General features: G+C 62.4%; 12 protein-coding genes and 1 tRNA gene. 7 read left to right on the top strand and 6 right to left on the bottom strand.

Going from position 1 to position 14,245, the window contains the following annotated elements; genetic code table 11:
• Positions 1 to 1,817: 1,817 nt before the first annotated feature.
• The 3 genes from G4D79_RS03900 to G4D79_RS03910 all read right to left on the bottom strand — a co-directional run bounded on the left by G4D79_RS03900 (position 1,818) and on the right by G4D79_RS03910 (position 3,750).
• Positions 1,818 to 1,907, bottom strand: a tRNA-Ser gene (locus G4D79_RS03900).
• Between the two features lie 50 nt (positions 1,908 to 1,957).
• On the bottom strand, positions 1,958 to 2,383 hold the full coding sequence (locus G4D79_RS03905; protein ID WP_020968140.1) for a MarR family winged helix-turn-helix transcriptional regulator: 426 nt from the start codon (positions 2,381 to 2,383) through the stop codon (positions 1,958 to 1,960).
• A 128-nt stretch (positions 2,384 to 2,511) separates the two neighbouring features.
• Entirely contained in the window at positions 2,512 to 3,750 is a 1,239-nt protein-coding gene (locus tag G4D79_RS03910; RefSeq protein ID WP_099696807.1) for an alpha-hydroxy-acid oxidizing protein, read from the bottom strand.
• Here G4D79_RS03910 and G4D79_RS03915 point away from each other — a divergent pair.
• Positions 3,749 to 4,738 carry an NAD(P)H-quinone oxidoreductase gene (locus G4D79_RS03915; protein ID WP_007731765.1) on the top strand — a complete coding sequence of 330 codons (990 nt, stop codon included), beginning with the start codon at positions 3,749 to 3,751 and terminating at the stop codon, positions 4,736 to 4,738. The two genes, G4D79_RS03910 and G4D79_RS03915, sit on opposite strands and share 2 nt — an antisense overlap.
• 15 nt (positions 4,739 to 4,753) lie before the next feature.
• On the opposite strand, the gene G4D79_RS03920 is transcribed toward G4D79_RS03915, so the two are convergent.
• Entirely contained in the window at positions 4,754 to 5,956 is a 1,203-nt protein-coding gene (locus tag G4D79_RS03920; protein WP_007731767.1) for a cysteine desulfurase-like protein, read from the bottom strand.
• A 132-nt stretch (positions 5,957 to 6,088) separates the two neighbouring features.
• On the opposite strand from G4D79_RS03920, the gene G4D79_RS03925 reads away from it, so the two are divergent.
• From G4D79_RS03925 to G4D79_RS03950, 6 genes are all read left to right on the top strand, one after another.
• Complete coding sequence (locus tag G4D79_RS03925) at positions 6,089 to 6,658, top strand: bacterial proteasome activator family protein (RefSeq protein ID WP_003943894.1); 570 nt, start codon at positions 6,089 to 6,091, stop codon at positions 6,656 to 6,658.
• 64 nt (positions 6,659 to 6,722) lie between these two features.
• A complete protein-coding gene (locus G4D79_RS03930) occupies positions 6,723 to 7,595 on the top strand; it encodes an ABC transporter permease (RefSeq protein ID WP_019746445.1) in 873 nt (290 codons plus the stop codon).
• A 9-nt stretch (positions 7,596 to 7,604) separates the two neighbouring features.
• Positions 7,605 to 8,411: an ABC transporter ATP-binding protein gene (locus tag G4D79_RS03935; RefSeq protein WP_007731776.1), complete on the top strand. Its 807-nt coding sequence runs from the start codon at positions 7,605 to 7,607 to the stop codon at positions 8,409 to 8,411.
• On the top strand, positions 8,408 to 9,304 hold the full coding sequence (locus tag G4D79_RS03940) for a glycosyltransferase (RefSeq protein ID WP_007731778.1): 897 nt from the start codon (positions 8,408 to 8,410) through the stop codon (positions 9,302 to 9,304). The genes G4D79_RS03935 and G4D79_RS03940 overlap by 4 nt, the downstream gene beginning before the upstream one ends.
• A 174-nt stretch (positions 9,305 to 9,478) precedes the next feature.
• Positions 9,479 to 10,549, top strand: a complete 1,071-nt coding sequence (gene rsgA / locus G4D79_RS03945) for a ribosome small subunit-dependent GTPase A (RefSeq protein WP_099696937.1) — start codon at positions 9,479 to 9,481, stop codon at positions 10,547 to 10,549.
• Positions 10,550 to 10,595: 46 nt separating this feature from the next.
• Positions 10,596 to 11,423, top strand: coding sequence for a TylF/MycF/NovP-related O-methyltransferase (locus G4D79_RS03950; RefSeq protein ID WP_099696808.1), 828 nt, complete (start codon positions 10,596 to 10,598; stop codon positions 11,421 to 11,423).
• A gap of 3 nt (positions 11,424 to 11,426) precedes the next feature.
• Here G4D79_RS03950 and G4D79_RS03955 read toward each other — a convergent pair whose 3' ends face one another.
• Together G4D79_RS03955 and G4D79_RS03960 are read right to left on the bottom strand one after the other, a co-directional pair.
• Positions 11,427 to 13,292 (bottom strand): glycosyltransferase, encoded by a 1,866-nt coding sequence (locus G4D79_RS03955; RefSeq protein WP_099696938.1) that lies wholly within the window; start codon positions 13,290 to 13,292, stop codon positions 11,427 to 11,429.
• Between the two features lie 68 nt (positions 13,293 to 13,360).
• Positions 13,361 to 14,170, bottom strand: coding sequence for a glycosyltransferase (locus tag G4D79_RS03960; RefSeq protein ID WP_054827093.1), 810 nt, complete (start codon positions 14,168 to 14,170; stop codon positions 13,361 to 13,363).
• Positions 14,171 to 14,245: the final 75 nt, after the last annotated feature.

Consider the following 14,245-nt stretch of genomic DNA (forward strand, 5'->3'; position numbering starts at 1 on the left):
TAGGCGAGGTAGTCGTGATCGGTGATCAGGGCAAATGGATGGCCGCCCTCGAAGGCGAAGACGTCTGAACCGTCAGCCTGCGAATCCTAATCTGCTCCCGCATCACAATAAGCAACTGCTGGCCAGTGTCACTTGACATGACACTGGTCGCGCAAGTGAGTCAAAGCCTGCCTTGATTAGTCGCCCCTGGACCGAGAAAAGAGACTACGGAAGCAAGTCCAAGAATTCTTGAATAACTTCTCGCACCTCCGACTCATTTTTGCTCGAATTCGAAGGATCATCCTGGTTAATTGCATTCATTATTTCAATTTGACCCCAGGCCCCCCTCAGGGTTTCGGAATCTGATGCACGCTCCGATTCGCGTTCTCTGACGTACCTCTCGAATATTTCAACTAGCGCATGCAAGGATATTTTTCCGTCACAATAATCACGATTAACCTGCTCAGCTTCCAGGAGGTAAATTGATTGATCCGTCATGTTTTTCACTTTCCCGATAAATTGCCAAATGAGGTGGTCACAACTCTGCCCGTTTCATTGATGATAACTGATAGGTTGTTTATCGAATCATAGATCACGGTCGTGTTTCCTCTGCTCGGGGTCGCCAACCCTTCACGAATGGCCTGTTCAACCAGGGATGGAAGTATGCCGCGCTCTTGCATTCGGTCGAACGCATGCCCCGTATATTCACGACCGTTGACTATTCCAGGACGATTGGTTCCGGGCTTTACATTTATTTCGCGATCTCCGCGCCCACCCACAGGCGTCGAGGCCGGTCTGTCTCCGACGGGAATAGTCGGATCGCTAGGGGCTCTATTCCCGGCCTCACCGGCGGTGGCGGCTGCCCTGCGACCTGCGGCTTCGGCGTCTGCGGCGGTTCCGCCGCGCCGCAGAACAGCCTCCACCGCTTCTTGCACGGCAGCTCCGCCGACTCTGCCTCCTGTGCCTACGATCGGAATGAGGGAGACGATATTTGCTGCTGCGGCAGCGATCTCAGCCGGAGAATGCTCGGGTGAAGGCTGTGCTCGTTGGCCGCGATTGAAGCCGAACGGATCGACGGCGGCATCGTGCACGGGGGACTACGAGGAAGTTTCGTCACGCGTCTCCGAGCGTTCCGACGCTATCGACTGTTGTGTCGACGGCACTTTCCCCGACACCCCACGCGGTGTCCCATACTTTTTGCGGGAAAGATCGGTCGTCGGGCTCGTTCGGATCTGGCGGGATCGGCACATTGCCGGTGAAACCGGCAGGCACGTCCCCGTGCGCTTCGGCAAGCTGGTTCGCAGCTTGTTGACGTGGACTGACAGTGGGTTTGGGGCCCGGACTGGTCACCAAACTTGGACCATCCGCCCATTGGTGACAGTCGAGCAAACGTGCAAACAAGGCACGATCCGGAGCATTTCAGCAGATTGAATGCAACGTGGTCTCTGGCGATATGGCCACGCAAACTTATTGAACGGTCAACAGTTAATTGGTGGCGCGCAGCTCATCCGGACACCAAGCGCAAGGAGGCCGCGTAAACCACGAGCCCATCTAGCCAAGGAGGGAATCGAATTGACCACCAGCCGCACGATGCGATCACCTGGAACTCTCGTCGCCGAGCGCCGCAATGGCTGATCGTTCACCACAGCACAACGAGAACCGGCAGATTGCCGCAACATCGGACGTAGCACCGAAGTGGCGAAGCCATTGCTTCACCCGGCGACCCCAGGGCGGCAAAGATTGCTACACATCCGACTCCTCGACGCTCCTGCGCTTCGTAGGGCACGAAAAAACCCAGCCCACGCTTTCGCGCGGGCTGGGTTTGAACAACGAACATTTGGCGGAAGCGGAGGGATTTGAACCCCCGGTGGGTTTAACGCCACGCTCGCTTTCAAGGCGAGTGCATTCGGCCGCTCTGCCACGCTTCCGTGGGCGATCCTATCGGGTGTTCCCACGGACCGCGAAAACGGCTCCGGAGTCAGCGCTCGCCGATGGCTTTGTCGACCTTCTCGAAGACGTCTGCCAGCACGTCCAGTTCCTGGGGAGTCAGCAGATCGACCAGATTGTTCCGCACGCCGGCCACGTGAGTAGGTGCCGCCTCGGCGAGGCGACGCCTACCCTCTTCCGTGATCCGCGCGAGCACGCCGCGCCCGTCTTCGACGCAGGTGTCGCGCACGACGATGCCCTGAGATTCCATCCGCCTGATCTGGTGCGTCAGGCGGCTCCGCGAAGACAGCACGCCGTCTGCCAGGTCACTCATCCGCAACGACCCGTCAGCTGACTCCGAGAGCATGACCAAAATGCGGTAATCGGCCAACGACAGGTCGTGTGAATCCTGCAGTTCGCGGTTGAGAACCTCCATGAGGCGCTGATTACCGTCCATGTAGCCGCGCCATGCACGCATCTCGCATGGCGTCAGCCACGGTGTCTCACCGTGCGCCGCCTGCGATGTCTCCTCGGTTGTCGCTTCAGCTGTCACAGGTTCCAAGTTTAGACCTGTGTCCGCCCGTCACAGTAAGACTCACCCTAAAGTCACGAATTGGACATCAGGATCGAACGGTCGACTTCGGCGACCGATGCCAGCCCCGCCAGTCCCATGGTGAGATCCAGGTCGGCCAAGAGACTCAGGAGCGCATGACGCACTCCGTCCGCTCCGGCCAATCCCAACCCGTACACCCACGGCCGCCCGTACAGCACTGCGTCGGCACCCAAGGCCAGAGCCTTGATTACGTCTGCGCCACAACGAATTCCGGAGTCCATCAGGATGTCCACCTCATGCCCCACCGCATCAGCGACGGGACCGAGAGCGTCGAGTGCCGAAATCGACCCGTCGACCTGACGCCCACCATGGTTGCTCACCACAATGCCGTTGGCGCCGGCCGCGACGGCCTCACGTGCGTCGTCGGGATGGACAATTCCCTTCACTGCGATCGGAAGTGTCGTCCACTGGCGAAGTTTCGCGATATCCGCGATCCGCACCGCATGGTTACCGAACAACGACACCCACGTGAGAACCGCGATCTGCAGCGCTTCTGCGCTCTCCTCGGGCGGCGTCGCCAGTTTGGCGCGGAACACCGGATCCGACAGATAGTTGGCAATACCCTTCGCCTGCAGGAACGGAAGGTGGCCGAGCTCGAGATCCCTTGGACGCCAACCCATACCGGGAGTGTCGGCAGTCAGGACGATAGCCTTCGCGCCCGCCGTCTCCGCTCGGCGGACAAACGACTCCGCAAGTTCGTCGTCGGCCGGCCAGTACAGCTGGTACCACCAGTTCTCGCCGGAGGCCGCCGCTACGTCTTCGATGGTCGAGGATGCCGCCGTCGAGAGAATCGATCCGATCCCCAACTCGGCAGTGACCGAACCGACCGCAACCTCGGCGTCGTCGTGGACCAAGCCGAGCACGCCCACCGGAGCCGTCAGGATCGGTGCAGCCAACCGCGTCCCCAACACCTCGACGCTCAGATCACGCGCGTCGGGCGCCGCAGTCCCCCGCAACATCCGCGGCACGATCGCATGCTTGTCGAACGCCCGCAGATTCGACACCGCGGTTCGTTCGGTCGACGCGCTACCGGCGATGTACCCGAAGGCCTCCGGTGAGAGTTGCTCGCGCGCGGCATCTTCCAAGCCTGCCGCAGTCATCGGCAAAGCCGGCTTCGCGCCGCTCAGTCCCGTCAGATAAATCTCGTTCTGCATGTTCCCGAAGTAAGTCACGTCCGCGACGGTAGCGGCAAAACACCCGTCAGCGGGGAGATTCGCTAGCGTCGTATCCATGTACGCCATAACGATCGATCAGCCCGGCGGTCCCGAGGTCATGAAATGGGCGCAGCAGCCCGATCCTGAACTACCTCGCGGGCACGTACTCGTCGAGGTCGCCGCGACCGCAGTCAACCGCGCCGACCTGCTCCAACGTCAAGGCTTCTACCCGCCGCCGCCCGGCGCGAGTGACATTCTCGGCCTCGAATGCTCGGGTGTGATCACCGAACTCGGCGAAGACGTCACCGGCTGGTCCGTCGGCGACGAAGTCTGCGCACTGCTGGCCGGCGGTGGCTACGCCGAGAAGGTTGCGGTCCCGGCAACACAACTTCTCCCCGTTCCCGCTGGCGTCGATCTCCGTGTCGCAGCGTCCCTGCCGGAAGTTGCGTGCACGGTGTGGTCCAACGTCGTAATGCGCGGAGGTCTACGACGCGGACAGGTCCTCCTCGTCCATGGCGGTGGCGGCGGAATCGGCACCCACGCCATCCAGGTCGGCAAAGCCCTCGGCGCCCGCGTCGCAGTTACCGCGGGTTCGGAGGACAAATTGAACCGCTGCCGCGAATTGGGCGCGGATATTCTCATCAACTATCGCGACAGCGACTTCGTAGCATCACTCGCCGAAGCCACCGACAACCACGGCGCCGACGTGGTTCTGGACAACATGGGAGCGTCGTACCTCGGGCGCAACGTCGACGCACTCGCCATGGACGGCCACGTCGTGATCATCGGAATGCAGGGTGGCCGCAAGGGCGAAGTCGACATCGCCAAGCTGATGGGAAAGCGCGGAAACATCACGTCGACGGGCCTGCGTGGGCGTCCGCTCACCGGCCCCGGCGGTAAAGCGGACATCGTCGCCGACGTCCGCGCGAAGTTGTGGCCGTTGATCGCAGACGGATCGGTTCAACCGATCGTGTCGACCGAACTTCCGATCACCGAGGCGCCATTAGCCCATCAGTTGCTGGATTCGCCGGAAACCGTAGGCAAGGTCATCCTCACCGTGAAGTGAGCCGAGCGGGATCGATCAGCCCAGGGCGCCGAGTTCGGCGACCAGCTGATTGATCTCGTACCGCGTCGTGTACGGCGCAAGGCCGACGGTGACCGCGCCGCCTTCGTCGTTGACACCGAGGGCGTCGAGCAGCCTGGAACCGCCGTGCGTACCGCTGACCGTCGCGATGCGCTTGTCGGCCAGATGCGCGGCGACCTTGTCTGCCGCCATGCCCTCGAGCGTGAAGCTGAGCGTCGGCACCCGCGTGGGTGCGCCGCCGATCACCATCACGTTGGGTAGGGCTGCGAGAGAACGCATGAGGTGATCGAACAGACCGTCCTGGTAGTCCTGCAGCGAGCTGATCGAGGTTTCGAGGCGCTCACGCCTGGTTCCCGTTGCCGATTCGTCCAAGCCCGCCAGGAAATCGATCGACGACGTGAGACCGGACAGCAGCGCGAACTGATGACCGCCCACCTCGAGTCGCTCGGCGCCACGCGCGTACGGGTTGAGCGACACGGCCGGAATTCGGTCGAGCAGTCCGGGATCGCGGAAGACGAGTGCGCCCACCTGCGGACCGCCCCACGACGGCGCGCTGACGGCAACGATGTCCGCCCCGAGATCAGCCATGTCCACATGCGCATATGGCGCTGCACCGACGGCGTCGACCACCATCAGTCCGCCGAATTCGTGCAGACGATCAGCTGCGGCGCGGACGTTCGGAGCCGAACCGACGACCGGTGATGCGGCCGTCAAGGCCACCAATCGAGTGGTCGAGGTGATGAGATCGTTGAACTGCCAACTCGGGAGCTCACACGTTTCGATTTCGACCTCTGCCCATCGCACCTGAGCGCCGTAGCGACTGGCCACACGAAGCCAGGGCGCGACGTTCGCCTCTTCGTCGAGGCGCGAGAGTACGAGACCGGTTCCGAGGCCCAACCGCGAACTGAGCGACTCGGCGAGCCAAGCCAACAACACCGCTCGGTCTGATCCGAGAACGACTCCCGCAGGATCTCCGCCGACCAGATCGGCGACCGCGGTGCGCGCACTCTCGAGAATGGCAGCACTACGACGGTTCGAGACGTGGCGACCGGAGGAAGAAGATGCAGAGGCACGGAACGCGGTGGAGACCGTCCGCGAGACGGCGTCCGGGATCTGCATTCCGGCCTGCGGATCGAGGTGGATCCAGCCGTCACCGAGTGAGGGAATCAACCCCCGTACGCGGGCAACGTCGTAAGCCATGCTCGACACTCTAGGTGCAGACGCCCGCTTAGTCGAAGGCAGTCACCCAATTACCCGTCAGTACAGTTATTCGATAGCTAACTTTTTGGGGGTTACGCGGCGTTTGTCGCCCACACACGACAAGATGGAAGCATGACGAACCCCGACAAAGAGCAGGTACTCGTTATCGGACCCGACGGTCGACCCGTCGCGATGCCGGCGGCCGAGGCAGAGGCCTCCACCTCCGGCACCACCGAAGGCGCGGAATCCGAAGCCGAGTCCGTCGCCGAGATGGTCGAGCAGCCGGCGAAGGTCATGCGAATCGGCACGATGATCAAACAACTCTTGGAAGAAGTGCGCGCCGCGCCGCTCGACGACGCCAGCCGCAAGCGCCTCAAGGACATCCACACCTCGTCCATCCGAGAACTGGAACAAGGCCTGGCACCCGAACTCCGTGAAGAACTCGAGCGACTGAGCCTCCCGTTCACCGACGACTCCATTCCCTCCGACGCCGAACTGCGAATCGCGCAGGCCCAACTCGTCGGCTGGCTCGAAGGACTGTTCCACGGAATTCAAACCGCACTGTTCGCGCAGCAGATGGCAGCGCGCGCTCAGCTCGAACAAATGCGTCAGGGCGCACTGCCTCCCGGCATGAGCATCGGGGCTCCGCATTCGCCTGCACATCCGGACCAACAGAGCCCAGGAACCGGCCAGTATCTGTAACTCGGACCACCGCTAGGTCCGAGGGAAATCCGGCGCCGACGCCAGGCCGGTAGGCTCGACCTCCGTGTCAGCATCCGCAATCGAATCCGAGACGCCGGACGCACCTGCGCCCGTGTCCGACTCCCAGACGTTCCGTCGTGCGTTCAAAGACCTTCGCGACGGTCTGAATCAGCGTGAGTTGTGGCTCAGCCTCGGCTGGCAGGACATCAAACAGCGCTACCGCCGGTCGGTGATCGGACCGTTCTGGATCACGATCGCCACCGGCGTTCAGGCCGCCGCGATGGGTCTTCTGTACTCCGCGTTGCTGAACATTCCGCTCAAGGAGTTCCTGCCGTACGTCACGGTCGGGCTGATCGTGTGGAACCTGATCAGTGCAAGCATTCTCGAAGGTTCCGAGGTCTTCATCGCCAACGAGGGCCTGATCAAGCAGTTGCCGTCGGCGTTGAGTGTGCACGTATATCGCCTGGTTTGGCGTCAGGTGCTGTTCTTCGCGCACAACTTCGCGATCTACATAGTTCTTCTGTTCGCGTTCAGTATCTGGCAGAACATGAGCTGGACGGCGCTCGCGGCAATACCGGCATTCGTGCTGATCGTCGCGAACACGCTGTGGGTCTCGATCGTCTTCGGTATCTTCTCCACCCGGTACCGCGACATCGCCCCCATCCTCGGCAGCCTCACCCTGCTGCTGTTCGTGCTGACGCCGATCATGTGGACGACGCAGGCTCTCAAGGATCAAAGTCCAGAAGCCGCAGGGCGCGTGCGACTCGCCGAGCTCAACCCGCTGTACCACTACCTCGAGATCATCCGAGCACCACTCATCGGGGCCGACCAGCAGGCATACCACTGGTACATCGTCATCGCCTTCACCGTCGTCGGCTGGGCCGTCGCGATTCTGGCACTCCGCAAGTACCGGGCACGCGTGCCCTACTGGGTCTAGAGGAAACACATGAGTCAGCCAGTCAGCATCCACACGCAGAACGCGTGCGTCGACTTCCCGATCTTCGACGCGAAATCCCGCTCGCTCAAGAAGGCCTTCCTCGGCAAGGCCGGAGGATCCATCGGCCGCAACGACTCCGATGTCGTCGTCGTCGAAGCGCTCCGCGACATCACGATGACGCTCAAGGAAGGCGACCGCATCGGGCTCGTCGGCCACAACGGCGCCGGCAAATCCACCCTGCTGCGCCTGCTCTCCGGAATCTACGAACCGACCCGGGGATCCGCCAGCATTCGCGGACGCGTCGCACCCGTCTTCGACCTCGGTGTCGGCATGGACCCGGAAATCTCCGGGTACGAGAACATCATCATCCGCGGCCTGTTCCTTGGTCAGACCCGCAAGCAGATGCTCGCGAAGATGGACGAGATCGCCGAATTCACCGAACTCGGTGAATACCTCTCCATGCCACTGCGTACCTACTCCACCGGTATGCGCGTTCGCGTTGCCATGGGCGTCGTGACCAGTATCGATCCCGAGATCTTGCTTCTCGACGAGGGCATCGGTGCCGTCGACGCGGAATTCATGAAGAAGGCCCGCATCCGGCTGCAGAAGCTGGTGGAACGCTCCGGCATCCTGGTATTCGCCAGCCACTCCAACGAATTCCTCGCTCAGCTGTGCAACAGTGCGATGTGGATCGACCACGGCCAGATCCGCATGCAAGGCGACATCGAAGACGTCGTACGCGCCTACGAAGGTGACGACGCCGCCGAACATGTGCGCCACGTGATCAAGGAAATGGAACGGGAGAACACCCCGTGAGCGCACCCGAGAAAATCATCGGGGTCGTCGTCACTCACAAGCGTCGTGAACTGCTGGCCGAATCCTTGAAGGTTCTCAGCACCCAGTCGCGTCCGCTCGATCATCTGGTTGTCGTCGACAATGCCGACGAAGCCGATGTGAAAGAGCTCGTCGACAACGCTCCACTGCCGACCAGTTACATCGGTTCTCAGCACAACCTCGGCGGTGCCGGAGGATTTGCTCTTGGCATTCTCTACGCGCTTTCACTCGGCGCCGACCGCGTCTGGCTCGCCGACGACGACGGCCGCCCGGAGGGGCCTGAGGTCCTGGAAACACTGCTCGACTGTGCAATTCGGAACGACCTGGCCGAGGTCTCCCCCGTCGTCTGCGACATCGACGACCCCGACCGCCTCGCCTTCCCACTTCGCCGCGGTACGTCGTGGCGCCGGTTGCGTTCCGAACTCGGCGACGAGGATCTCCTGCCCGGTATCGCGTCCCTCTTCAACGGCGCACTGTTCACCGCCGACGCGATCGATGCCGTCGGAGTTCCGGATCTACGCCTGTTCGTCCGCGGCGACGAGGTTGAGGTACACCGTCGCCTCGTGCGCTCCGGCCTGAAGTTCGGTACCTGCCTGCAAACTGCCTACGTCCACCCCAACGGCGCGGACGAGTTCAAGCCGATCCTCGGCGGACGCATGCACACGCAGTACCCCGACAACGACACGAAGCGCTACTTCACGTACCGCAACCGTGGATACATCCTCTCCCAACCGGGAATGCGGAAACTGCTTCCGCAGGAATGGGTTCGGTTCGGCTGGTACTTCCTGATCACACGCCGCGATCCGGCCGGACTGCGCGAGTGGATGCGATTGCGCAAGCTCGGCCGGGAAGAGAAGTTCGAACGTCCGAGTTAAGTCGGCCGCCCCGAGTTAAATCAGTTGCACAGTCGCGACCGCGGCTGAGACGATTCTGATCCGACGCATGGTGCGTCCTGAGATTTTCGAGGAGTGAGTATTGATGACTGTCGTGTTCCGCAGTTTCAGCACCGTCAACATTCACACTTCTTCGTACTCGAGGACACACTCACCATGTCGGAAAACAGCACGCCCCTGACCGAATACGGTTGGAACGCAACACTCTCGAACACATTCACTGCCCTGGCCCCACCGGACTCCGCACCCGGGCGCGTTCTTCGCGTCGACCGAGGGCGGTGTGACGTGGCCGTCGCCGAAGGCACAGTTCGCGCACTGAGCGGCAGCGATCCACTCTGTACGGGTGACTGGGTCGCCGTGGCCGAGTTACGGGACTCACGCGAACCCGAGATGCACACGGTCACTTCGATACTCCCTCGATCAAGCAGCATCGTTCGATCCTCGGCATCCGGAAAATCAGAAGGCCAGATTCTGGCTGCGAACGTAGACACAGTCGTCATCGCCACGGCTTCGGACGGCGACGTCGATCTCGGGCGCATCGAGCGGCTACTCGCACTCACGTGGGAGAGCGGCGCAACCCCTGTCGTCGCACTCACCAAATCCGATGCAGCTCACTATATCTCCGACACTCTCACCCAAGTCTGCGCCATCGCGCCCGGCGCAACCGTGCTTGCTGTGAGTGCCGAGACCAACGAAGGAATGGATGTACTCGATGCAGTTCTGGACGGCACCGTGGCGATACTCGGTCCATCAGGCGCCGGTAAGTCGACGCTCGCGAACGCCCTCCTCGCGGACACCACAGACGCCGATCGACTCGAGACCGGTCGCGTTCGGACCGGTGACGGAAAGGGACGCCACACCACCGTCACCAGAGAGTTGATCTCATTCTCCGGCGGTCGGACACTGATCGACACACCCGGCCTGCGAGGGGTCGGCATGTGGAACGCGGCGGAGGGGATCGACAAGACGTTCCCCGAGATCGAGGAGCTGATTGCAGAGTGCCGGTTCTCCGATTGCGCACACAACTCCGAGCCGGGATGCGCAGTCCTGAGCGCACTCGGGCGTGGCGATATCGATGAGCGGAGGCTCGCGAGCTACCGGAAACTACAGCGAGAGAATGCATGGAACGCCGCGCGAAGCGATGCTCGTCTGCAGGCAGAGAGGACGCGGGAGATCAAGGTGATCTCCCGACAACTCAAGAGTCACTACCGCGGTCGGGACCGGTAGCGAACAAAGCCTGGCAGCATGGGAGTGATCCCGACGAGAGGTTGCCATGTTCGAGCAGTTCCGTTCCAGCGCCAGAACCAAGCTTCAGCGTGCGGTATCCGAGGTGGTCGAGGCCGCCGACCGGCGCAACGCAGATCGCACGCAACAGATCCTCGATGCGCTGGCACTCTCACGTGACGAACTGGCCGGGGCCCGCGGTGACATCGCGGGCCTCCGGTCCAGGATCGACGAGCTGGAATTTCGCCAGCGTCGGGATCTGGCCTACGCCGTGGATCTGGAAGCGACAGCGTCGACTGCCGAGTTCATCCTCGAACACCTTCGCGTCGCGGAGACATTCGGCCACCCGCACGACACGCTTCGCCATGCACTGGGATTGATCGAAATACCCGGCATGGCACTCGAATTCGGCGTTGCCAGCGGAACCACACTCAGGATCATCGCGGAGGCATTCACCGAACGCGAGGGAACCGTCGCGGGTTTCGACGTGTTCTCCGGCCTTCCGGAGACCTGGCGCACCGGGTTCCCGGTCGGCGAGTTCGCACAGGAATCCATCCCCGAAGTGCCTGGAGCGCAACTTGTTCCGGGCCTCTTCGAGGACACCTTGCCCTCGTTCCTGAACGACGAACCCGGCCCCGTTGCGTTCCTGCACCTCGACGCCGACCTTTACTCGTCCACCAAGACCGTGCTCGATCTGCTCGGCGACCGACTGGTCCCCGGGTCGATCGTCGTCTTCGACGAATTCTTCAACTATCCCGGGTGGCAGCAGCACGAGTACCGGGCGTGGACGGAGTTCGTCACACGCACCGGCATCTCGTTCGAATACCTCGGGTACACCGTCGACAACGAGCAGGTCATCGCCAAGATAGTGCGCTGAGGCTCACTTTTCGTACAGACGGGCCCAGTTCTCGCGGCTGGTGAGCTGCGGGAACTCGCGAGCGAATGCTTCAGCCACACTTGGCGCTTCGGCGAGGAACCGCTTCATGACGCCGGCGAGGCGGCCGCTCATCTCGGCGGCCTTCTCGCTGTCGAAGCGGCGTTCACGCACGCCTCCCTGCGAAGCATCGGTGACGAAGACGTGATCGAAACGTCCGACGTGCCACCACTGCGCGTCCTCGTACGAAATCGCCACCGGACCTCGCTCGAGGTGATTGCGAGCCTGCATCACAGCGCGTTTCGCCAGAACGAGGTCCGTCCACAAACCGGGTTTCGGGCTGGGCGCAACGCGGCGGATCGGCAGCCTGCCCGGCAGCTCCGACGCCGGGCGGGTCACAGTCTCGGGGAAGCGCTTACGTTCCTGGTTGATCGCGGCAAGCGCCTTCTGCCCACCGTCCGCCAAACCTTCCGGCCCCTCGAGGAATCCCTCGATCGCCCGGAGTTGCGTGTGTGCAAGGCCGTACTGCAAACCCACGATCGAATGCGAAATGTCGCGGGAGAGCTGCTTCGCGAGGGTTTTGGGTGCAAACCCTGGGTCAAGCGCAGCGGTGATCAGTCCGTTGCGCGTACTGAAGTAGTGCGCGAAACCGTCGACGTCCTTCCAATAGAAGTCCGCATGCCAGACAGCAGCCGACGGCAACGTGATGGTGGGAATCCCGGCCCGCCCGGCCCGCAAGCTGTACTCGACGTCGTCCCACTGGAAGAAGACCGGCAGTGGCAAGCCGATCCGCTCGATGGCTTCAGCAGGGATCAGGCAAGACCACCAGCCGTTGTATTCGGCATCCACGCGGCGTTCCGGCAGCTTCTCGAGCACACTCCGGTTGCGAACACCGTGCTCATCGGTCGGTACACCACGCTGCAGGGTGCCCAGATCGACGCGTTCACCCGAAGCCAACAGGAAGTCGGGGTTGAACAGAAAGAGCATCTGGGCGCCGATCAAAGCCGGCTCCGTCGTCATGTTCGCGAACGCACTCAGTCGAAGAACCGATTCGGGCTCGCACAGAATGTCATCGTCCATCAAGATCACGTCGGCGTGCGGTCCGGCCGCCGAAGCTTCGTACAAGCCCCGCGTGAACCCGCCCGCACCACCTAGGTTTGCCTGCCGCAGATACTGCAACCGCGAACCGAACTTCTTCGACACTTCCTGGAACAGCTCACGGCTCTCTACCGGATCCGTTCCCTGATCGACGACGTACAGAGCGTCGAGCAACGCGAGTACACGCTCGTCGGACGCGAGGGCCTCGACCGTGCGCGCACAGTCGTCCGCACGATTGAACGTGCAGATCGCCACGGCTACCGGGCGAATCGACTCCGGCGAGACGACGGTCCATTCCACATCGTCGACCACTGCGCCGCCACCCTGCGCTTCGAACTGCAACCACAGTGCCCCGCCGTCGACGAAAGTATCGAGCGGGGCGGTCATGGACACTCGCTCGTCGCCGGTCACGACGACGTTCGTCACGATACGACGGTGGCCACCGATGTCCGAGGCCTGGATCTGGATGCGGCAAGCGGTATCGGCCACGACATGTGCAGTGACGGTGACCTCGGTGACATTGGTCCAGCGCTGCCAGTAGCTGGCCGGAAAACGACCGAAGAAGGTATTGGTGTGCGCGACCGCGCCCGGCTGAAGCCGCAACTCGAACCGCGATCGCGTCGACATACCGACCTTGGTCACCGCATACAGTTCGTCACTGGCGACGGGCGAAGTTCCGGTGAACAACGTCCGCTGCGCCAGCAGTCGATCCGACGTCGCGCTGCGTTCGATCAACTCGACTCCGGAATCGGACTGGTCATCGGTCGTGTTCACGGTATCCACGCCCCGCAGGGTATCGCGAATCCGCACCTCGGCGCCCCGGGCACCGAGTCACACCAGGTCTACCCGTGATTACTCACTGCAGCGGCGGAGCGCAGCTCGGTCTTTCGCCGACGAAGCGACAACAGACCCTTCGCCATCTGGACCACGTCCTTGGGCGAGATACGGCTCGCGTGCGCCAGATGATCGTCGCTGAGTCGGATCGGGACCTCGACCGGGCGCACCCCAGCCAATTCGAGCGCGTAGTCCAATTCGGTGGTGAAAAGGAAGCCACGCTCGGTCAACGAGGGTGCGATTCGACGTAGCAAGACACCGTCGACGATGAAAGTTCCCTGGGGATCGCCCGTGCGGGTACCCAGCACCACCCGTCGCAGCGTCGCGAATCCACCCGTCATCACCGAACGCAGCAAGCCACGTTCCACCTCTGAGTCCGAATGAGCCTTTGAACCGATGACCACCGGCGGGACGGACCCTAGATCCGCCATCACGCGGTCGGCGCCTTCGATGTCACCGAAACCGAACGGAAGGTCGTCCGCGGTGAGCAACACGCGTCGTCCACGCGAAGCAAGCGTCCCGGCGCGAAGCGCTGCGCCCATCCCTTTGTCGCTGCTCATCGGCAGGAAGGTCACTCCAGGCCAAGACCAGGAAGCTGCCAGAGCAGCACACACGTCGGCAGTGTTGTCCGTCGAACCGTTCTCCACGACGATGATCTCGACCTGACCGGCGCTCTCGGCCGGGCGGCTGGTGAAGTACTCGGCGAATTGACGCACCGTCGACTCCAGCACCTCGCCTGAGTTGTATGCGGGGATGATCACCGAGAGTTCCGGCGTAGCTGGTTCCCCACGAACGGGTTCCGTTCGCGATGTCGCCACGTCCCGATCTCCTTACTTCCCCGACTGCAGTTCGAACTCGTCGGAATACTACGCTCCGAGAAACAAGGCGCAGCC

The sequence above is a fragment of the Rhodococcus sp. WY5 genome, from assembly GCF_018588185.1.
GTDB lineage: Bacteria > Actinomycetota > Actinomycetes > Mycobacteriales > Mycobacteriaceae > Rhodococcus_F > Rhodococcus_F qingshengii.

Bases quoted from the DNA above. Each gene is read 5' to 3' on its own strand.
- G4D79_RS03905 (WP_020968140.1), bottom strand. From the start codon at position 2,383: ATGCGTGCATGGCGCGGCTACATGGACGGTAATCAGCGCCTCATGGAG.
- G4D79_RS03915 (WP_007731765.1), top strand. From the start codon at position 3,749: ATGTACGCCATAACGATCGATCAGCCCGGCGGTCCCGAGGTCATGAAA.
- G4D79_RS03910 (WP_099696807.1), bottom strand. From the start codon at position 3,750: ATGGATACGACGCTAGCGAATCTCCCCGCTGACGGGTGTTTTGCCGCT.
- G4D79_RS03920 (WP_007731767.1), bottom strand. From the start codon at position 5,956: ATGGCTTACGACGTTGCCCGCGTACGGGGGTTGATTCCCTCACTCGGT.
- G4D79_RS03925 (WP_003943894.1), top strand. From the start codon at position 6,089: ATGACGAACCCCGACAAAGAGCAGGTACTCGTTATCGGACCCGACGGT.
- G4D79_RS03935 (WP_007731776.1), top strand. From the start codon at position 7,605: ATGAGTCAGCCAGTCAGCATCCACACGCAGAACGCGTGCGTCGACTTC.
- rsgA (WP_099696937.1), top strand. From the start codon at position 9,479: ATGTCGGAAAACAGCACGCCCCTGACCGAATACGGTTGGAACGCAACA.
- G4D79_RS03950 (WP_099696808.1), top strand. From the start codon at position 10,596: ATGTTCGAGCAGTTCCGTTCCAGCGCCAGAACCAAGCTTCAGCGTGCG.